A 20059-nucleotide genomic window follows, 5' to 3' on the forward strand; every position below is an offset into this window, starting at 1 on the left:
AGGGATTCTGCAACCGGCTGCGCACCGACCGGCTGACCGCCTAACCCGGTGGCTTGCTGGACCTACCTGACTGCCACGGCCGTCCTGGAAGAGGGCTCCGGAGAGGGGAAACGGCCTGGCCCAGCGGCACCGTTCGCCGGGCCTCAACGGTCCGAACCGCACCGGGCGGGCAACCGGCTGGCACGGTTTGACCGGTCGTCACCCTGCAGAGGTCCAGGCCGAACTTAACCGGGTGATGGGTGTCGGCCGCCGTGACGCGGCTACCTTGGACCAGCTCCACCACGGTCTCTCGGATGCGAGACGGCAGCTGGATGAACTGCCAGAGCCTGCGGGCACCGAACCTGACGAAGCCGGGCCCGCCGTTGCGGCGCGCCGACGCGAGGCCGTAAAGGCCCTGCGGCTCCTCTCCTGAGCAGCTTCGACGCGCAACCGTGTCGATCGCAGTCCGAGGCGCTGACCAAGGCCAGAAGCCTGCCGGTCGGTCCGCTCAGTGGCGGCTGCCGCCGAGCGGCCATGCGGAAGACCGGTCATGGCTAGGCAGCCAGCACACCGACGGCTTCGTTGCCGAGACGGACGTGTGGCCGAATCACCGCTCGCGATACCGGAGGGCGTACCGAGGGCCCCGGCGGTCAGGCAGTCGCTTCCTCGTCCGCCCACAGGCCGCGTTCCTCGAGAGACCTGATGACGCTGTTCGCGCCTTCGAGGATGTGCCTTTCGGCGATCGTCCGGGCCTTCCGGGCGTGCCGGCCGCGCAGGGCTTGGACCAGCTCCACGTGGTCGTTGCGGGTGGCGGTGACGTGTTCCTCGATGGAGGCGTAGAAACGGTTCGGCAGGTGCTTGACCACCGAGTTGAGCAGCATCGTGAGCCGGTGCGAGTCGGCTGCCAGGTTGATCTGGCGGTGGAAGTCGTGGCCTAGCCGGGTGACGGTTTCGGGGTCGCCGGCTTTGGCGGCCTTTTCGAAGTCGTCGTTGATGGCTTCCAGCCGGGCGATCTCGTCGGGAGTGATCCGCTTCGCTGCGCGGGCGGCGAGCTCGGCGGAGAACTGGGCTTGGGCCCAGAACAGGTCGCGGATGTCCTGGCGGGAGACCGGGGCGACGACGAATCCGCGGCGCGGCACCAGTTCCACGAAGCCTTCGCTGCTCAGCGACAGCAGGCCTTCGCGGACCGGGGTGTTGCTGACGCCCACGGCCTCGGCGATCGGCTCGGTGCGCAGGAATTCGCCCGGTTTGACCTGGCCCGACATGATCAGCTCACAGGCGTAGGGACGCATTATATATTTAACACCGGTTCGGGAGAAGGGCTCGGCCGCGCACCCGACCGGTGGGCCGGGTGCGCGGCCGGGACCGGCTCACACCTTCAGGTGTTGCCCGAAGAACGCTTTCAGCTCGTCGATGGCCTGGGCGACGTACGGGTCGCGGTCGTAGAGATCGACGTGCGTGGCACCCTCGATCAGCACGAGCTTGCCGGACTCGCCGACGTCCGCGACGGCCTTCTCGCTGAAGCCGCGGGTGATCGCTTCCGTTCCCGCGATCATCAGCAGCGGGCGCGGGGCGATCTTCGCGACGCCGGCGAACGCGTCGAACTGGTCGAGCAGGTCGGCGCTGCGCAGGACGTACGCGCCGATCGAGTTCGGGTGCTGGGCTCGCGGAGTCTTGTAGTAGTCGAAAAACTCCGCGATCGCCGGGGGCGTGGACTCGTCCACCGCGTCCGGCAGCACCGGGACTGTCCGAGCCGGTTTTCCCTCGGCTTCTTCGGTGCGGGCGTTGCCGGAAGCGGCGACCTGGGCCTTCCACGCGTCGGGGTCGACGTCGCGGAAGAAGCTGGTGACGTCGGTGCCGCTGACCCCGGCGACCGCCTTGACGCGGTGGTCGGTCTGGGCGGCGTAGGGCGCGTAGGCGCCGGAACCGCAGATGCCCATGATGCCGATCCGTTCGGGGTCGACGTCCGGGCGGGTGGCCAGATAGGTGACGGCGTTGCGGAAGTCGTCGGCGCGCTGCACCGGGTCTTCCAGGCCGCGGGGGAGTCCTTCGCTTTCGCCTTGGTATGCCGCGTCGAAGGTGAGAACGACGTAGCCGTCCTCGGCGAGCTTCGGCGCGTAGTTGGCGGGTGCCTGTTCCTTGACGCCGGTGGTCGGGTGCCCGACCACAATCGCGGGCAGCTTGCCCGAGGCGTTGTCCGGGAGGTGGACGAGACCGGCCAGTTCCTTGCCGTCGCTGAGGAACCGGACCGCGGTCTGCTGGACCGTCATGGTGTCTGCTCCTTCGCCGGGACCTCGGCGGGACCTTCCCGTCCTGCCCGGCTTCTGCCTCCATTTTCGTCTCGCGCGGGTGCGCCCAGGAGAGAGAGGCTTATCCTGGGAAAGATCCTTCCCAGGAGAGAATGCGGCATCCGACGTAGGGTGGAACGCATGGCCGACGCACCGACTGAACTGCGCGAGCTGGGACAGTTCTTCCAGCACCGCCGCGCTGAGCTGCAGCCGCACGAGGTCGGCCTCGACGTCCCGGCGGCGCAGCGCCGCCGGGTGCCCGGACTGCGCCGCGAAGAAGTGGCACAGCTGGTCTCGATCAGCACGGACTACTACACCCGGATCGAACAGGGCCGCCTCGCCCCGTCCGAACCGGTGCTGGACGCGCTGGAGCGGAACCTGCGGCTGGACGACGAACAGCGCGATTACGTCCGCACCCTGCTGGCCCGCACGAGCACCCAGCCCGCACCGGCTCGGCGCAAGCGCGCGGTCCGCCCCCAGCTGGAGCGGCTGCTGGGCCAGCTGGACCGCGTACCCGCGCTGGTATTCGGCCGGTACCTGGACATCCTGGCGTGGAACGATCTCGCCGCCGCGCTGCTGCTCGATTTCAGCGAGATTCCCGAGCGGGACCGCAACTATGTCCGGCTGGTCTTCACGAATCCGGAAATGCGGGCGCGGTACCCGGAGTGGGAACAGGTCGCGCGCACGTGCGTCGCGGTGCTGCGCATGAACGCCGCGGGCAACCCGACCGACCCGGCCCTGTCCCGGCTGGTCGGGGATCTCTCCCTGACCAGCCCGGACTTCGGCCGCTGGTGGGCCGAACGCCGGGTGGCACACCAGAACTTCGGCACGAAGACGGTCGCGCATCCCGAGGTAGGGGAGATGTCGCTGGACTGGGACAGCTTCCAGCAGGCAGGCAACGTCGACCAGCAGCTGGTGATCTGGTCGGCGGAGCCGGATTCGGAATCGGCGGAACGGCTGGCCCGGCTGCGGGATTCGGTCGCGAGCAAGGCCGGACAGCGGAATGGCTGACCGGGACAGTGTTCCCGGTCCACAGAAGTCAAGAGGCGAAACGAAGATCTGGACACACCGCGGCATCAACCCTTGACAAGGCGACAACGAGTCGAGGGGCATCACCATCGCTCGGCGCGGCTGCGAGATCAGAGGCGTAGGCCTGCGGAAGGATGCCCCTCATCGTGGAGATCCGGGGTGAACGAGAGCAACCTTGCCTCGTGAGATGGGGCCGGATGTCAGGCCGTTGTCGCTAGTAGTGGCGGTTGACTCCGTCAATGGAAACGTGATCTATAGCCGCCGGAGTTGGTCGAGCGCGAACGTTGTGAGGTGCGAGCGAAAGTCAGACTCGTTCGTGACCACATTGCCGGATACATGTACTCAGCCACGGCAAGCCGGGCAGAGCGGCCGTAGGCAGATCAAGCAACAGGCACCGAGAACACGGCAACGACTGTATTGCTCTCGCAGGGGCGAAAGGCCGCAGCATCAGCCGCGCAACTGGAGCTTCTCGCTGCCCAAGCTCACAACGGTGACGAGGTACTGGAACCTGGCGAGTGGATTGCTGCGAGGAATTACGATGCGGCTGGCCGACGAGCCCGTCTGCTGTGCTTGGTTGTCTTCGGTGACCGGCAGTTGCCCGAGCGGGTGTGATGATCGGATCGGGCGTGTTTGCGCGTGCAAGTCGGAGAGAATCGTTGACCGATCCGACGCGACCAGCGCACCGCCTCACGAGACTGGACGACTTATATCGAGGACAACGGGGACGATCGTAAAACCCGGTCCGAGGTCATGCGCTTGCTCCGCTAGCTCTCGGGCAAGCTCTTCCAAATCGAGGCGGCCACGTCGCCAATGTGGCGGACGTTGCGAGGGATCGACCCAGTACACCAGGTAGATGCCATGGCGCAGGCCGGTCGGGTTGAGATAGCGCTCAACGAGTTGTTCGCGCATAGCAGTGAACAGTTCTCTGTGGTTGACGAGTTTGGCCTCGGCTATCACGGTGGCTTGGTTACGGGGCTGGGTTGCTGTTGACGCGAACACTGTGAGGTCGATGCGGGTGCCGATTCCCTTGTCTCTGGGGCGACGCACCTGGGGTTCGCGAGCCACGACCGCGCCACCGCCGAGGCGTTGCTCGAGGTTGCGTCGAATCCAGTCGGAGATGTCGTCTTCGGACTTCGGAGTCGCGACGTCTCCCAGGTTCCACAAGTCGCGGTAGGATTCGCGATCGATCATGCGCTGGAGGTCGCCAAGGGCCTCAATTACCACGGACTGCAGGTCCTGGTCGTTGCGTACCAGACGTGCGTCTGCGCGGCCAAGGAGCTGCAGCAGTTCGGCTGGCTCGATCGGCCGGAAGGTCAAGTCCATGGCGCGAACGCGCGCCCGGCGAAGGTAGCTGGCGAGAATCGATCGATCAGTCTCATGCCGGCCCTTTTGGAGATTTTCAAGAACATCGCTGAGGCCGCGCGCAACAAGCTCGTCGAGCACGCTGCCTCGTGCTCTTTCTATGCTTCGATCCGAGTGCGGGTGACTGTCCCAAGGAGGATCCCTGTGCGGCGGGTGCAGATCGAGGAGGACTTCAGCAAGCAGGCTGAGGCTGGGATTGCTCAACGTAGTTATTTTGAGGCAGGGAGATGCTTTCGTTAGTTGATCCGCAGGGAGTTCGCCGTTATTGTATAGGTTGATAACGAGTTCGGATTCGAGGACGGCAAGGCCGCGCAGGGCTGTGTCTGCAAATTCTGCCTGACCGGTGTTCCAGAGGTGCAGGCAGAGCTCGGATGCCGCAACCGGAACTTCTCTCACAAGAAGGTCCACGAGACTCTCGGTCAGGTTCCCCGAGTAGTCGCCTCGAACTAGGCGCGGAATTAAATCCGAGCTTAGCTCTGGCATGAGATTCCGGTACGTGTCATATTGGGGCAAATGCTCAGAGTCGGCTGGCAAAGCTGCAAGGGCAGCCTCGGCGAGAAATGTGCGTGCTGTCGCTGGTGCGAGCTCAAGGAGTTGCTCGCGGAGTTTCCTGCTTCCGTTTTCGTGGTCAACGTTCCATGCTGTGACGATGGGCGTTGCCCATCGTTGCCACACGTCGATGCCGAGTTGTTGAATGACTTCCGGTCGGTGCGCAGTGAGCGTGGTAAGGAAAAACACGCCAGACCAGTCGGCCATGACGTCGAGATCATTGATTTGCTGCAGGTGCTCGGAAGAGGTACTCGGCTTGTGTTGTTCGAGATAGCGCAAGCCAAGTTTGAACACAACCTCGCGCTCAACATCGTCGAGGAGTTTCCACCCAGCCCGGTGCGTGAGGTCATGAGTGAATAGATCGCCGTGGCGCTGGCCGGCCAACGCGAGAGGAATGGTCCACCACTCGTTGACGTCGGCGCTGGCGGCATCGAGCGCCTTGGCCAGTCTGGCTCGTTGATGAAGGATCCGTTCGGCAGCCTGGCGTTCCCGATGCACCGCGCGCTCGCGAGAACGCCTACTTTGCTGAGCGATCGGCGAATCAAGTTCCACTGGCTCGCGAAAGTATGCGGTCGCCGCAAAGGCCGGATGATCCTCCTGCATCGTGAGGACAGCGTCAGCCTGGCTGCGGCTTGGCTCGAAGAGGAGATGGCCAAGGATTTCAACGAGCGCTGGCCAGCTAGCGGTGGGGAGGTTTATGAGGTCGGCGAGCAAATAGTCTGCGTCATCGTCGGTGACGAGATGGGATGTGACGAGGTCATGTGCACTAATCGCATCCATATGCTGGGCCGTGAAAACCAGAAGCTGCCGTCGTTCTTCGCGTGGCGCGGATTCCCAAGGCGGTTTCCGGTGAAAGGTCCAGGAGCTCCAGGGCGACGGAGCGATCAGATGCGCGACAAAACGAGCCAGGGCCGGCATGGTATTCTCCGCCTGCCGGTTGCGCCATGCGACCTCGACAAGCCGCTCCGGGAACTGCCCCCAGGCGGCATCGCCGGGTCCCGGCAGCTGAGACGCCCATTCGAGAACCTCAGGCAGGTCACCAACCGCGAACTGACCGGGCAAACGGCTCAGAAGCATAACGTAAGCGCCGACCAGAGACCGATTATTCCGCGGCTTTAATGCTTCCAGCACGTTTGTGGTGCTTAACACGCGCGGATACATCGCCTCGATCGCCGCGGCCCGCAACTCGTCATTCGGGTCGCGCGCTGCGTCAAGGCTCAGCAGCGGAGACAGGCTGTTGACAGCAGCGAGGTCGCCCGAGGTCGCTACGGCGGCTACTGCTGCTCGGCGTGCCCAGTCTGGCCAGCTTTCTTCCAGCGCCTCCGCGAGAAGTTGGTCCACAACGCCCTTGCAACCTGTCGCTTCGGCCAGCCGGGCTACCCACCATAGGTGCCCAGCGTCGGTCAGGCCGTCGTTGAGGTGCTGGCTGAGGGCGGCTTCAAGCATCGGGTGCCCCAGCCAAGGCAGGTCGTATCCCCACTCTGGCTGGGTGTCTCCGGAGCGTGCGGTTTCGAGCAGGGCTGAAGTGATCAAGCTGCGGATTTCGTCCGACTGCAGTTCCACCCCGGCTTGAGCCAGCAAATACGCGTTCGCAGGCACAAGATCATTCGCCAGTTCGGGCCGAAGGGCGAGGAGCCAAGCCAGGACACCGCCGAGAACGCCGGGGACCTGTCCGTCTGCTCCAGCCCGAAGCAAGTCTCTGACCTGTCGGTGAGTGACGTTTGAGCGCTGAGTCACGTACCGCGCAGCGAGGTACTCCGCATACTGCTGATGGCGGAACGCTACTGAGCTGCCGGGCGCGGCGTCGAAGAGAGCTGTGTCGAGTACTTCGGCGTACGCCTCGGGTCCGACTATGACGCCAGGCTCGTCCGGTTCGGGGGCGGACGGAAGCGTCGCCACGTCGCGACGCCCCGGCGCAGCTGGTTCACTTGTCCGGGCGTAGCGGTTGATGCCGCCGAAGACGACCATCGCAGCCATGCGCATAGCAATCCGGAGCATCCGATCAAGCGGGAGGGTCGGGTTAGCTGTCGGGGCAGCGTCGGTGAGCAGACGCTCAACTTCGTATGAGATCGCAGCTAACGGACTGTCGGGCAAAGTGCGGCTGTCCCGCCACTGCTCTGCCGCGGCCTGGAATCGCAGCGCCGATCCTGCAAGCCGGCCGAGCTTCGCGTCGGTGACGGCGTTGATGAAGTCCTCGGGTGCGTCAATCCGCTCGCACAGTGCTGCTGCGGCGGCCCGGGTCAGGGGCAAGAGGACGAACTTTTGAAAGTCGGGCAGAGCGTCGGATAGCGCTTGAGACAGGTGGGCGTCCCAGGCTGCGGGGCGGCAGGCCAGCCGCCAAGGAATCCCGCGAGATTCGGGTTTCACCAGGTGAGACTGCAGGATGCGGAGCGCACCTGGCACTTCACGAGCGGCGACATCCAGCCCGTCAAGATAGACAGGTTGCCCGATGTCGATCGCGGCAGCCAGTTCGCGGTGCATGCCGCTCTTGTCGTACAGGCTGAGGTCAACAACCGTCGCCGTAGGCTCGCAGGTCCTCAGGGCTTCGAGCACGGTCGTCTTCCCCGCACCGCCCGGCGCGAGCAGGACGAAACTACCCGATCCGGTCAGCTCCGCCACGGGGATGGGTTGTGGGCCGCCGTACCACCAGGCGATATTCGTGCTCGGCACTTCGAGGAAACCGTCTTCGTCGAGGATGCCCTCGACTCCCTCGGAAGACGGCCGAACGTAGCGATCCAACCCCGCCGGCAAACTGGCAGGCACTATCCCCTCCACGGTCTCGTCAGAATCCCTCTGCTTGGTTGTCCATGGCCAGTTCGCTCCGCACTCGGCGAGATGCTCATGAACGATCTCCGTCGTACCTCGAAGATGTCGACCGGCTGTGTCACGGTATTGCATCGCGGTGACAGTCGTGCCGTTCGCGTTACTGAACCGTGCCTGTGCCTGAGAACACTCGATTTGCGGGAACGTCCTGTTGAACCTGGACGCGGTGTCAGGGATGTTCGGCTCCTGGGGCACCCGCTAGCCGTGCCCGCGCCGAAACCCCGCACCGACACGCTGGTCGGTCGCTCTTATACGCGGCCGCGGCGGTATCCGCGGATGCTTGGCGGATGCCAGGCTGGGACGGTGGCTTTTCCCTGGCGAGTCCTGCACGCTGACGCAGGGTGTGGTGTTCCTGGTATCGCCGGTCGTGGCGTGGAAGCTGCCGTTACTGGACTGGCTGGGCGCGACCCGGTGGTGCGTGCCGTTGTCGGCGGTGTTGGTGCGCCGTGCGCGGATCGAGGCCCGCACTCCGCTGGGCTGGCTCCGTGGATTCCTCTCCCACGTGCTGGCTCCGCCGTCCGGGCTGCTCGCCCCGCTCGCGGCCCTGAACCTGCGGTTCGTCAAATGCCTGACCCCGTCCGACGACGGTCTCCTCGCGAGCTGCGAGGCCTATCTCATCCTCGCGGAAATGCCGCGCGCGTTCCCCTTTCCCGGTCACGAAATCCTCGCCCGGTTGGCCGATCTCGGATTCGGTATCGACTACGCGCTGCGGACCACCGTGAAAACCCACGAGGAAGCCCGTGCCGCCGATCGCCGCCGCACCCGCGATCTGATGGGGCAAGACGAAGAGCACGGAGCCGACAGCGCCGGTGTCCCGGCCGATGTGCATTCCGCGCAGGAGGAGATCCAGCACAAGAACGCGCGCCTCGCCGCGAGTTCCACCGAGGTCGACCTGAATGTCGGTGTCATCGCCTCCGCAGCTCGTTGCCGAGTTCGACGCGCTGCGCGAGGCGGAAGCCGCCGCGCCGAAGCGCCCGACGACGGAGGACATCAGTCTTCTCGACGCATTGCCCCGGCTGGTGGCCGACTTCGCGAAGGTCCCCGCGGATCTGTCCGGAGCACTCTTTGAGGCGGTCCAGCTGGCGATCCAGGTCCACGAAGGCGGAAACCATGCGAAACTGGCGATCACCCTTCCAGCAGACGAGCTGCCCGCGATCGCGAGTGCGGCGGAGGGGATAACTGAAGGGACGAACCGGACCGGCTTGGCCGCGTCTGGTGGGGTTCTCGACGGTGCCCCCGGTGAGATTCGAACTCACACTGGACGGGTTTTGAATCCGTTGCCTCTGCCAGTTGGGCTACGGGGGCGCAGTGCCGGAAACTCTACGGGACCCGCCCTCTCCTCCGGCGACCGGGTCCGGTGATCGACTTGGGGCCGGGGCTGGGTGTCGCCCGCCACTTCGTGGTGAAGGCCATCGTGGGATCTGGATCGGTCCCGGTACGCTGGGCTCTCGCGGGTGACCGCGTGTCGAAGACGTCCCGCCGAGCCTTCAGGAGGACACCGGTGACCGAACAGGCTGCCGAGTCGAACGGCGCCGCCGCCGGCGTGCCGCAGCGACGGGTGCTCGTCGCGGAAGACGAGGCGCTCATCCGGCTCGACCTGGTGGAAATGCTGCGCGAGGAGGGCTACGAGGTCGTCGGCGAGGCCGGCGACGGCGAGGAGGCCATCGCCCTGGCCACCGACCTCAAGCCGGACCTCGTGATCCTCGACGTCAAGATGCCGAAGCTCGACGGCATCGAGGCGGCCGCGCGGATCACCGGCGACCGGATCGCGCCGGTCGTCATTCTCACCGCGTTCAGCCAGCGCGACCTCGTCGAACGGGCCCGCGACGCGGGCACCATGGCGTACCTGGTGAAACCGTTCGCCAAACGCGACCTCGTGCCCGCGATCGAGCTGGCCGTCAGCCGGTTCTCCGAGCTGCAGGCCCTCGAGGCCGAGGTCGCCGGGCTCACCGACCGGCTCGAGACCCGCAAGGTCATCGACCGGGCGAAGGGCCTGCTGATGAGCCGCCAGGGCCTCACCGAACCGGACGCGTTCCGCTGGATCCAGCGCACCGCGATGGACCGGCGCACCACGATGAAAGCCGTCGCCGAGGCGGTCGTGGAAAGCATCGGCTGAGCGACCGGCGAAAAACCCGGGGAAGCGGGCGCGGCCAGGGGGTCGCGCCCGCTTTTTCGTTTTCCGGCGGGCCGGCGACGCCGGAAAACGTTCCGGAGAGTCACCGCCCGGCCTCGGAACGCGCTCCCGCCCACTGGGACCTCCGCCCGTTTCGCCGCTTCCGTCCCGCGCCGCCCGGCCGCGCCGAAATCTGGCCGCTGGCCAGCGAAAACCCTTCCGCCGCACCGATCGGCGACCCACCCGTGCGGGTTGATCCGCCCTGCGCGAAAGGGCAAGGTTGCTACCTTGGAGGCCGGGGGATCGTGGTGTCGGTCACGATGACGGAGGGGAAGTTCCTACACTGCCCCCATCGATCGGACGTCAGGTCAAGGTCCGTTCGAGGGGCACACGAACACGAAGAGTCATTCACTCGGTCGTTGCAATAAGACGATCGAGTGTAAATCGTCCGTTAATTCTCGTGACGACCGTCACGATGTGGATACAAGACTCGCTGTGACTCTGTGCAACACCTCACCCGGCGGCTACGTTCAGCGCCCAGTCGAAGTCCCACGCAGGGACCCGCCGTTCCCCCGGGAGCGTGGCGGGTGGCATTTGGAGGAACGAGTGCAGAGAGCACGACTCACTAAGGTCATCGTGCTGGCCGCGGCGGGAGTCATCTCCCTGGGCGCCTGCTCGGCGCGGACCGGCGGTGACTCGGGTGGCGACAGCGGCGCGCCGCAGGCCGCGGCCCCGTCGGCGGCGGCGAACGCGGCGGACCCGGCGGGAGACGGCAAGGCGCAGTGCGCGCCGACCTCGATCGCCTACGCCGGCACGATCAACGGCAAGAACGCCGCCCTCGGCCAGAACATCCTGAAGGGCGCGAAGCTGGCGGTCGACCAGCACAACAAGGCCAACCCGGGCTGCCAGGTCAAGCTGGAGCAGTTCGACACCGAGGGCACGCCGGACAAGGCTCCGGGCATCGTGACCCAGATCGTCAACACCCCGGCCATCCTCGGCGTCATCGGCCTGCCGTTCTCCGGCGAGTCGAAGGCCGCGGGCAACATCTTCAACAGCGCCGGCCTCGTTTCGGTCACGCCGTCGGCGACCGACCCGAGCCTGTCCACGAACGGCTGGAAGACCTTCTTCCGCGGGCTGGGCAACGACAACACCCAGGGCCCGGCCGCCGCGAAGTTCATCACCGGCGACCTCAAGGCGAACAAGGTCTGCGTGGTCAAGGACGACTCGCAGTACGGCAACGGCCTGTCCGAGGCGACCGTCAAGGCGCTCGGCGACAAGGCGTCCTGCACCGACCAGGTCAAGACCGGCCAGACCGACTTCTCCGCCGTGGTCAACAAGATCAAGGGCGAGAAGCCGGACGCGGTCTTCTACGCCGGCTACTACCAGGAAGCCGCTCCGTTCGCGCAGCAGCTGAACGACGCTCAGGTCAAGGCGAAGTTCGTCGGCCCGGACGGCGTGAAGGACGACCAGTTCGTGAAGGGCGCGGGCGACGCCGCGGCCGGCGCGTACTTCACCTGCCCGTGCGTCCCGGCGGACCAGTTCACCAAGTTCACCGACGCGTACAAGGCGGCGACCGGCAGCGAGCCCGGCACCTACTCGCCGGAGGCCTACGACATCGCGACGATCCTGCTGAGGGGCATCGACGCGGGCAAGAAGGACCGCGCGGGCCTGCTGGACTTCGTCAAGAACTACGACGGCCAGGGCATCACGAAGCACTTCAAGTGGGACGACAAGGGCGAGCTCCCCGTCGCCGCGGTGTGGACCTACAAGGTGGACAACGGAAAGATCGTCCGCAACACCGAGATCAAGTAGCTCCCGCTCAGCCGGTTCCAGATACCGGGGTGCGGGCCGGGCGGCCAGATCCCGCCGGGCCCGCACCCCGGACCCACATGGAGAACTAGTGTGTCGATGACCCACCTCGGCTCCCTCGTCCTTGCCGACGGCGGAGGCTGGATCCACTTCGACGTGGATTCGTTCCTGAACCAGTTCTGGGACAACACGATCGACGGTTTGTCCTACGGCAGCATCTACGCGCTCGTGGCGCTGGGCTACACCCTCGTCTACGGCGTGCTCAAACTCATCAACTTCGCCCACTCCGAGGTGTTCATCTACGGCGCCTACGGCGTGTGGTTCACCTTCTACGGCTTGGGTTTCCGGCCCGGCGCGACGCCGAGCCTGCCGATTTTCGAGCTGATCGGCTTCCTGCTGATCGCGCTGATCGCGGCGATGGCGGTCTCCGGCGGCACCGCGGTCGTGCTGGAACGCGTGGCCTACCGGCCGCTGCGGAAACGCAAAGCGCCCCGGCTGGTCTTCCTGATCACCGCCATCGGCGCGTCGTTCGTGCTGCAGCAGATCATCTTCATCTGGCGCGGCGGCAACCCGGAGAACAGCATCCGGCTGCTGCGCAACGACGAGGTGTTCACCCTCTTCGGCGGCAGCGTCACGATCGTCACCATCATCACCGTGGTGGCCGCGATCCTGCTGATGATCGGCGTCGACCTGTTCGTCAACCGCACCAAGTTCGGCCGCGGCATCCGCGCGGTGGCGCAGGACCCGGACACCGCGACGCTGATGGGCGTCAACAAGGAACGCGTCATCACGCTGACGTTCCTCATCGGCGGCCTGCTGGCCGGCGCGGCGGCGCTGTTCTACATGATGAAGATCCCGCAGGGCGCCTGGTACCAGGGCGGATTCATCCTCGGCATCAAGGCGTTCACCGCCGCGGTGCTCGGCGGCATCGGCAACCTGCGCGGCGCGCTGCTCGGCGGCCTGCTGCTCGGCGTCGTGGAGAACTACGGGCAGTCGCTGTTCGGCGGACAGTGGCGCGACGTCGTCGCGTTCGTCCTGCTGGTGCTGATCCTGATGGTCCGCCCGACCGGCATTCTCGGCGAATCGCTCGGAAAGGCACGGGTATGACGACGACTTCGACGCCGCCCGCCGCTCCGGCGAAGGCGCGCCGCCGTCCGGTGTCGGACTGGTGGAACAACCTGTCCCGGGTCCAGCAGTGGGGCGTGCTCATCCCGCTGGTGGCGCTGGTCTACCTGCTGCCGGTGCTGAACCCGCCGCTGATCACCACCCAGCCCGGGTACGACTTCCCGATCGCGATGTTCGAGGTGGCCCGCTACGCGCTGGTCGCCATCGGCCTCAACATCGTCGTCGGCCAGGCCGGCCTGCTCGACCTCGGCTACGTCGGGTTCTTCGCGATCGGCGCCTACGTGATGGCGCTGTTCACGAGCCCGGACTCGTCGCTGTCGAAGCTGCCGTTCCTCGTCGTGCTGCCGATCGCCATGGTGGTCACGATGATCTTCGGCGTGATCCTCGGGACGCCGACGCTGCGCTTGCGCGGCGACTATCTGGCGATCGTGACGCTCGGCTTCGGCGAGATCGTCCGCCTGCTGGCGGACAACATCGAACCGTTGCGCGGCAACCGCGGTTTCCAGGGCGTCGGGCATCCGCCGGGCACGAACGCCGACGGAACCCCGTTGTTCACCAACACCAACGGCACTCCCTGGTATTGGCTCTGCGTCACGGTCATCATCGTGATCCTGTTCGTGGTCGGGAACCTCGAGCGCAGCCGCGTCGGCCGCGCGTGGGTCGCGATCCGCGACGACGAGGACGCGGCCGAGATCATGGGCGTGCCGACGTTCAAGTTCAAGATCTGGGCGTTCGTCGGCGGCGCCGCGGTCGGCGGGCTTTCCGGCGCGCTGTACGCGGGACAGCTGGGCTTCGTGAACAACCAGAAGTTCGACGTGGTCACGTCGATGCTGTTCCTGGCCGCGGTGATCCTCGGCGGCGCGGGCAACAAGGTCGGCGTGCTGCTGGGCGCGATCGTGGTGGCGTACGTGCCGCTGCGGTTCCAGGCGATCGCGGAGTACAAGTACCTGATCTTCGGCCTGGCGCTGATCATCCTGATGATCTTTCGCCCGCAGGGCCTGCTCGGCGCGCGGCAGCGGCTGCTCGCCTACGGCAGGCAGGCGTACCAGCGGCTGCTCGGCAAGGGCGAGCAGGTCAGCAGCGACGGTTCGCTGGCCACCGACAACCCGGGGGAGAGGGCATGACGGTCCCTGGCAACGGAAACGGGCCCGAGGTCCCGGCCGAGGGCGGCCTCGTGGCCGAGGTCGCGAACATGACCGCCGAACAGCTCGCCGAGCACGAGGCCGAGGTCGCCGAGGTCGTCGCGCCGGACCGGGAGATCCGGGCCGAGGTCGGGCAGACGCTGCTCAAGGTCGACGACGTCACCGTCCGCTTCGGCGGCCTGGTGGCGCTCGATTCGGTGTCCTTCGAGATCCGCCGCGGCGAGATCCTCGGCCTGATCGGGCCGAACGGCGCGGGCAAGACCACCTGCTTCAACGCGATGACCGGCGTCTACCGGCCGTCGTCGGGGCAGGTGCTGCTCGAGGGCAAGCCGCTCGGCAAGACGTCGCGGCACGGGATCACCCAGCTCGGCATCGCCCGGACGTTCCAGAACATCCGGCTGTTCTCCGAGATGACCGCGCTGGAGAACGTGGTCGTCGGCACCGACGCCCGGCACAAGACCAGCCTGCTCGGCGCGCTCCTGCGGGTCCCTCGCCACCACCGCGAGGAGAAGCAGGCGATCGAGAAAGCCATGGCGCTGCTGGAGTTCGTCGGCATCGCCGACCGGGCCGCGGACCGCGCGAAGAACCTGCCCTACGGCTATCAGCGGCGGCTGGAGATCGCGCGGGCGCTCGCCACCGAGCCGAAGCTGCTGTGCCTCGACGAGCCCGCCGCCGGGTTCAACCCGGCGGAGAAGGAAGAGCTCATGGGGCTGATCCGGACGATCCGCGACGACGGCTACACCGTCCTGCTGATCGAACACGACATGAAGCTCGTCATGGGCGTCACCGACCGGATCGTGGTGCTCGAGTTCGGCAAGAAGATCGCCGACGGGCAACCCGGCGAGATCCGGGAGAACCCCGCCGTGATCGCCGCTTACCTGGGAGTTCCCGACGATGACGTTGCTTGAGCTTGCTGACGTTTCCGTCCACTACGGGCGGATCCAGGCCGTGTCCGGGCTGTCCATCACGGTCGACGAGGGCGAGATCGTCACCCTCATCGGGGCGAACGGCGCCGGCAAGTCGACCACGATGCGGGCGATTTCCGGCATCCGGCCGATTTCCGGAGGCGCTATTCGCTTCGACGGCGAGGACATTTCCCGGCTGCGCGGGGATTTGCGCGTGGTGCGCGGGATTTCCCAGGCGCCGGAGGGGCGGGGGATTTTCCCCGGGATGACGGTGATGGAAAATCTGGACATGGGCGCTTACGCGCGCAAGGACCGGAAGAACCTGAAGCCGGATTTCGATCGGGTGTTCGAGCTGTTCCCGCGACTGGCTGAGCGCAAAAGCCAGGTCGGCGGGACGATGTCCGGGGGCGAGCAGCAGATGCTCGCCATCGGGCGGGCGTTGATGGCCAAGCCTCGGCTGCTGTTGCTCGACGAGCCTTCGATGGGGTTGGCGCCGCAGTTCATTCAGCAGATTTTCCGGATTATCACCGAGATCAACCGGCAGGGGACGACCGTGCTGCTGGTCGAGCAGAATGCGCAGCAGGCGTTGTCTCGGGCGCACCGGGCTTATGTGCTGGAGACTGGGCGGATTACCAAGACTGGCACCGGGAAAGAGCTGTTGGCCGATACCAGTATCAAGGAGGCTTATCTCGGGGTGGGGTGAGTCTTCGGCTCGTCGCCTGGCGGCGACATCGCCGTTTTCCGTGGTTGCGTGGCACCCCGATTTTTCAGTGTGACTACGGCGCGGGGGTGCTTGTCAAGGCGGGAAAGATGCCTTGACAAGCACCCCCGCGCCGTGTTTTCGGCTTCGTATCGGGGGCGGGGAGGTGTGGGTGCCTTAACGGACTGGCCGCACCGGCTGCGGCTGATCGGTGGGCCAATGCCCTAGAACTCAACTCGACCCAAGACCCGAGATCGCGCCGGTCTCTTCCCGCTCGGTTCGCACGGCCCCCCGGGCCGGGTGAACCGAGCGGGAAGAGACCGGCTTGAAGGCGATCTCGGCGCCTCGGCGGAGCCGAGGCAATCAAATACGACCTGGCGGGCGGTCCCGCACTACGCAGGTGAGCCTGGCGGTGCAGGTGCGGCGGCCTTCGTCGTCGGTGAGCACGATTTCCGACGTGATGGTGCTGCGGCCGACGTGCAGTGGGGTCGCCACGCCGGTGACGGTGCCGGAGCGGACTGCGCGGTGGTGGGTGCAGGACAGTTCGAGGCCCATCGCGGCGCGTTCGGGGCCCGCGTTGAGCGCGGCCAGCACCGAGCCCAGTGCTTCGGCGACCGTGGCGTTCGCGCCGCCGTGCAGGAGGCCGTAGGGCTGGAGGTTGCCTTCGACCGGGATCGTGCCGACGACCCGTTCGGGGGTCAGCTCGATCAGCTTCAGCCCGATCTTGTCGTTCAGCTGCTGTCCTGCGGCCGCGGGGTCCACGCCCCCGAACTGGCCCGGCGTGATTTCCGCCGTCTGCTCGGTCACTCTCTGCTCCTCAACCGTATGCGACACGCAAGAGTGTCAGACCCTCACCCTAGACTCGCCCCCGTGAGCCCGACCGAGAACCGAACCGTTGCCAACGCCACAGGCGCCGCAGTCGCGCACGACCGCCCGCGGCTGCTGCTGATCGACGGCCATTCGATGGCCTACCGCGCCTTCTTCGCCCTGCCCGCGGAGAATTTCCGCACGAAGACCGGGCAGGTCACCAACGCGGTCTTCGGCTTCACCTCGATGCTCATCAACCTGCTGCGCGACGAGAAGCCGACGCATCTCGCGGTCGCCTTCGACCTGTCGCGCAAGACCTTCCGGTCGGAGACGTACGCCGACTACAAGGCCAACCGCAGCACCACGCCGGACGAGTTCCGCGGCCAGGTCGACCTGGTCAAAGAGGTGCTCGACGTGCTCGGCATCCCTTCGCTGACGAAGGAGAACTACGAGGCCGACGACGTCATCGCCACGCTCACCACCCAGGCGGGCGACGGCTACGACGTCCTCATCTGCACCGGCGACCGCGACGCGTTGCAGCTGGTCAACGAACGGGTGACCGTTTTGTACCCGAAGCGGGGCGTCTCCGACCTCGTGCGGTTCACGCCGGACGCGGTCGAGGAGAAATACGGCCTCACCCCGGCCCAGTATCCGGACTTCGCGGCGCTGCGCGGCGACCCGTCGGACAACCTGCCCGGCATCCCCGGCGTGGGGGAGAAGACCGCGGCCAAGTGGATCCGGCAGTTCGGCACGCTGGCCGACCTGATCGACCGGGTCGACGAGGTCAAGGGCAAGGTCGGCGAGGCGCTGCGGGCGAACCTGTCGTCGGTCCAGCTCAACCGGCAGCTCACCGAGCTGGTCCGGGACGTGCCGCTGGAATCGGCTCCCGACCAGCTCGAGCTGCGCCCGTGGAACCGCGAGGCGGTGCACCGGCTCTTCGACGAGCTGGAGTTCCGCGTCCTGCGCGACCGGCTTTTCGAGACCCTGAGCAGCGCCGAACCGGAGGCCGACGAGGGCTTCGAGGTGTCCGGCTCCGCGCTCGCGCCGGGCGCGCTCGGCGCGTGGCTCGAAGCGCACGCCGGCGCGGCGCAGCCGGTCGCGCTGTCGTTCCGCACCACCGGCTCGTCGGTCCGCTCCGACCTGAAGGCGGTCGCCTTCGCCACGGCCGACGGCGAGGGCGCGTACGTCGACGTCACCGCGATGGACGAGGCGGACGACCGGGCGCTGTCGGCCTGGCTGGCGGACCCGGAGATCCGCAAGATCGGCCACGACCTGAAGGTGCCGCTGCACGCGGTGCGCGCCCGCGGCTGGACGTTCGCGGGGCTGAGCATGGACACCGCGCTCGCCGCGTACCTCGCGCGGCCGGGCCAGCGCACGTTCGGGCTCGACGACCTGGCCCTGCGCTACCTGCACCGGGAGCTGCGTTCGGAAGCCGGCGACGGCGACGGTCAGCTGTCGCTGCTCGACGGCGGCGCGGACGAGCTGGAGCAGAAGGAAATTTCCGCCGAACTGGTGAAGGCGCGCGCGGTCTTCGAGCTGGCCGGCGCGCTCGGCGCCGAGCTGGAGGAACTCGGCGGCGCGAAGCTGCTCGCCGAACTGGAACTGCCGCTGCTGGAAGTGATCACCGAACTCGAGGCGGCGGGCATCGCGGTCGACACCGACCAGCTCACCGAGCTGGAGGCGCACTACCTCAGCCGGGTCACGCAGGCCGCGGAATCGGCGTACGAGGTGATCGGCAAGCAGATCAACCTCGGTTCGCCGAAGCAGCTGCAGGTGGTGCTGTTCGACGAGCTGGGCATGCCGAAGACCAAGCGCACCAAGACCGGCTACACCACCGACGCGGACGCGCTGCAGTCGCTGTTCGAGAAGACCGAGCACCCGTTCCTGCAGCACCTGCTGGAACACCGCGACGCGACGCGGCTGCGCACCACGGTCGAGGGCCTGATCAAATCGGTCGCCGACGACGGGCGCATCCACACCACGCTGCAGCAGACGATCGCGGCCACCGGACGGCTGTCGTCGATCGAGCCGAACCTGCAGAACATCCCGGTGCGCACCGAGGAAGGCAGGCGCATCCGCGACGCGTTCGTGGTCGGCGACGGCTACGCCGAGCTGATGACCGCGGACTACAGCCAGATCGAAATGCGGATCATGGCGCACCTGTCGAAGGACGAGGGCCTCATCGAAGCCTTCAACAGCGGCGAGGACCTGCACACGTTCGTCGCGTCGCGCGCGTTCTCCGTGCCCGCCGCGGAAATCACGCCGGAACAGCGCTACCGCGTCAAGGCGATGTCGTACGGGCTCGCGTACGGCTTGTCGGCGTACGGCCTGTCGCAGCAGCTGAAGATCTCCACGGAAGACGCGAAGGAGCAGATGGAGGCGTACTTCTCGCGGTTCGGCGGGGTGCGCGACTACCTGCAGTCGGTCGTCGGAGAGGCCGCGAAGTGCGGGTACACCGAAACGATCTTCGGCCGCCGCCGCTACCTGCCGGACTTGAACAGCGACAACCGCCAGCGCCGCGAAATGGCCGAGCGGATGGCGCTGAACGCCCCGATCCAGGGCAGCGCGGCGGACATCATCAAGGTGGCGATGCTGAACGTGCACCGCGCCCTCGCCGAAGCGGGCGCGCGCAGCCGCGTGCTGCTGCAGGTCCACGACGAACTGGTCCTCGAAATCGCCGACGGCGAGCGGGCGGACGTCGAGAAACTGGTCCGCGAGGGCATGGGCTCGGCCGCGGAACTGGCGGTGCCGCTGGAGGTTTCGGTCGGCTACGGGCGGTCGTGGAACGAGGCCGCGCACTGAGCTGAGCCGCGCCCGGGTCCGCCGACCGGCCCCGGGCGCTCCAGCGCGGGTCCGGTTTCGGCCGCGCGGTCGCGAGTCCGGGGTGCTGCTGTGCATGGCGGTAGTGGGTCTCGGGGCGGGAGTTGCCGCTTGGGCAACGAAGTCGGCAGTAAGTGCGGCTGGGGGAGCGTGAATGCGTGACCGGGTCCGGTTTCGGCTGCGCGCTCGCGAGTCCGGGTGCCGCTGCGCACGGTGGCAGTGGGTCTCGGGGCGGGAATTGTCGCTTGGGCAACGAAGTCGGCAGTAAGTGCGGCTGGGGGAGCGTGAACTCGTGACCGGGTCCGGTTTCGGCCGCACAGTCCCGAATCCGGGGCACCGCTGTGCATGGCAGCAGCGGTGCGAGCCGGAACAGCCACTCGCGCAACGAAATCAGCAGCGAATCCGGCTGACCGAGCACGAATCCGCGCCAGGGCTTCGCCGTCGACCCACCCGGCCCGCTTCCTGTCCGCTGCGGCAAGCCCGGCCCGCCCGAGCAGCAAAAGCACGAACGCCACCAAGGGTTTGTTGTCCGCTCGCCACCACAGAATCACTCCCCGAAACCAGCGTCACCCACGAGAAGTTCTGCCACGCCGCTGAACGGGTGAGCT

General features: G+C 66.8%; 13 protein-coding genes and 1 tRNA gene. 9 read left to right on the top strand and 5 right to left on the bottom strand.

Annotated features, from left to right (window positions below):
- Positions 1-629: 629 nt before the first annotated feature.
- Both F9C12_RS40765 and F9C12_RS40770 read right to left on the bottom strand, forming a co-directional pair.
- Positions 630-1271 (bottom strand): GntR family transcriptional regulator, encoded by a 642-nt coding sequence (locus F9C12_RS40765; protein ID WP_409464018.1) that lies wholly within the window; start codon positions 1269-1271, stop codon positions 630-632.
- A 78-nt stretch (positions 1272-1349) separates the two neighbouring features.
- A complete protein-coding gene (locus tag F9C12_RS40770) occupies positions 1350-2249 on the bottom strand; it encodes an alpha/beta hydrolase (protein ID WP_409179652.1) in 900 nt (299 codons plus the stop codon).
- A gap of 159 nt (positions 2250-2408) precedes the next feature.
- Here F9C12_RS40770 and F9C12_RS40775 point away from each other — a divergent pair, with 159 nt between their 5' ends.
- Positions 2409-3278, top strand: coding sequence for a helix-turn-helix domain-containing protein (locus F9C12_RS40775; protein WP_409464019.1), 870 nt, complete (start codon positions 2409-2411; stop codon positions 3276-3278).
- 705 nt (positions 3279-3983) lie between these two features.
- Here the strand turns inward: F9C12_RS40775 and F9C12_RS40780 are convergent.
- Entirely contained in the window at positions 3984-7970 is a 3987-nt protein-coding gene (locus F9C12_RS40780; protein WP_409464020.1) for a hypothetical protein, read from the bottom strand.
- A 403-nt stretch (positions 7971-8373) separates the two neighbouring features.
- Between F9C12_RS40780 and F9C12_RS40785 the strand changes: the two genes are divergently transcribed.
- On the top strand, positions 8374-9099 hold the full coding sequence (locus F9C12_RS40785; RefSeq protein WP_409464021.1) for a hypothetical protein: 726 nt from the start codon (positions 8374-8376) through the stop codon (positions 9097-9099).
- Positions 9100-9261: 162 nt separating this feature from the next.
- Here F9C12_RS40785 and F9C12_RS40790 read toward each other — a convergent pair.
- Positions 9262-9335 (bottom strand) — tRNA-Leu (locus F9C12_RS40790).
- A gap of 196 nt (positions 9336-9531) precedes the next feature.
- Here F9C12_RS40790 and F9C12_RS40795 point away from each other — a divergent pair.
- From F9C12_RS40795 to F9C12_RS40820, 6 genes are all read left to right on the top strand, one after another.
- A complete protein-coding gene (locus tag F9C12_RS40795; RefSeq protein WP_009079762.1) occupies positions 9532-10146 on the top strand; it encodes an ANTAR domain-containing response regulator in 615 nt (204 codons plus the stop codon).
- A gap of 633 nt (positions 10147-10779) precedes the next feature.
- Positions 10780-11955 carry a branched-chain amino acid ABC transporter substrate-binding protein gene (locus tag F9C12_RS40800; protein WP_409186963.1) on the top strand — a complete coding sequence of 392 codons (1176 nt, stop codon included), beginning with the start codon at positions 10780-10782 and terminating at the stop codon, positions 11953-11955.
- A 96-nt stretch (positions 11956-12051) separates the two neighbouring features.
- A complete protein-coding gene (locus F9C12_RS40805; RefSeq protein ID WP_409467150.1) occupies positions 12052-13059 on the top strand; it encodes a branched-chain amino acid ABC transporter permease in 1008 nt (335 codons plus the stop codon).
- On the top strand, positions 13056-14201 hold the full coding sequence (locus tag F9C12_RS40810; protein WP_409179656.1) for a branched-chain amino acid ABC transporter permease: 1146 nt from the start codon (positions 13056-13058) through the stop codon (positions 14199-14201). Before F9C12_RS40805 ends, F9C12_RS40810 begins: the two co-directional genes overlap by 4 nt.
- Positions 14198-15127 carry an ABC transporter ATP-binding protein gene (locus F9C12_RS40815; protein ID WP_409179657.1) on the top strand — a complete coding sequence of 310 codons (930 nt, stop codon included), beginning with the start codon at positions 14198-14200 and terminating at the stop codon, positions 15125-15127. The genes F9C12_RS40810 and F9C12_RS40815 overlap by 4 nt, the downstream gene beginning before the upstream one ends.
- On the top strand, positions 15114-15827 hold the full coding sequence (locus F9C12_RS40820; protein WP_409179658.1) for an ABC transporter ATP-binding protein: 714 nt from the start codon (positions 15114-15116) through the stop codon (positions 15825-15827). Before F9C12_RS40815 ends, F9C12_RS40820 begins: the two co-directional genes overlap by 14 nt.
- Before the next feature lie 360 nt (positions 15828-16187).
- Here the strand turns inward: F9C12_RS40820 and F9C12_RS40825 are convergent, their stop codons facing one another.
- Positions 16188-16631, bottom strand: a complete 444-nt coding sequence (locus F9C12_RS40825) for a PaaI family thioesterase (protein ID WP_409179659.1) — start codon at positions 16629-16631, stop codon at positions 16188-16190.
- Between the two features lie 63 nt (positions 16632-16694).
- On the opposite strand from F9C12_RS40825, the gene polA reads away from it, so the two are divergent.
- Entirely contained in the window at positions 16695-19433 is a 2739-nt protein-coding gene (polA, locus tag F9C12_RS40830) for a DNA polymerase I (protein ID WP_409464022.1), read from the top strand.
- Positions 19434-20059 lie beyond the last annotated feature (626 nt).

It is taken from the genome of Amycolatopsis sp. GA6-003, assembly GCF_046267895.1.
Classification (GTDB): domain Bacteria; phylum Actinomycetota; class Actinomycetes; order Mycobacteriales; family Pseudonocardiaceae; genus Amycolatopsis.

What these genes read in the sequence shown, in the direction of transcription:
- F9C12_RS40765 (WP_409464018.1), bottom strand. Translation starts at nt 1,271, where the DNA reads ATGCGTCCCTACGCCTGTGAGCTGATCATGTCGGGCCAGGTCAAACCG.
- F9C12_RS40770 (WP_409179652.1), bottom strand. Translation starts at nt 2,249, where the DNA reads ATGACGGTCCAGCAGACCGCGGTCCGGTTCCTCAGCGACGGCAAGGAA.
- F9C12_RS40775 (WP_409464019.1), top strand. Translation starts at nt 2,409, where the DNA reads ATGGCCGACGCACCGACTGAACTGCGCGAGCTGGGACAGTTCTTCCAG.
- F9C12_RS40805 (WP_409467150.1), top strand. Translation starts at nt 12,052, where the DNA reads ATGACCCACCTCGGCTCCCTCGTCCTTGCCGACGGCGGAGGCTGGATC.
- F9C12_RS40810 (WP_409179656.1), top strand. Translation starts at nt 13,056, where the DNA reads ATGACGACGACTTCGACGCCGCCCGCCGCTCCGGCGAAGGCGCGCCGC.
- F9C12_RS40815 (WP_409179657.1), top strand. Translation starts at nt 14,198, where the DNA reads ATGACGGTCCCTGGCAACGGAAACGGGCCCGAGGTCCCGGCCGAGGGC.
- F9C12_RS40820 (WP_409179658.1), top strand. Translation starts at nt 15,114, where the DNA reads ATGACGTTGCTTGAGCTTGCTGACGTTTCCGTCCACTACGGGCGGATC.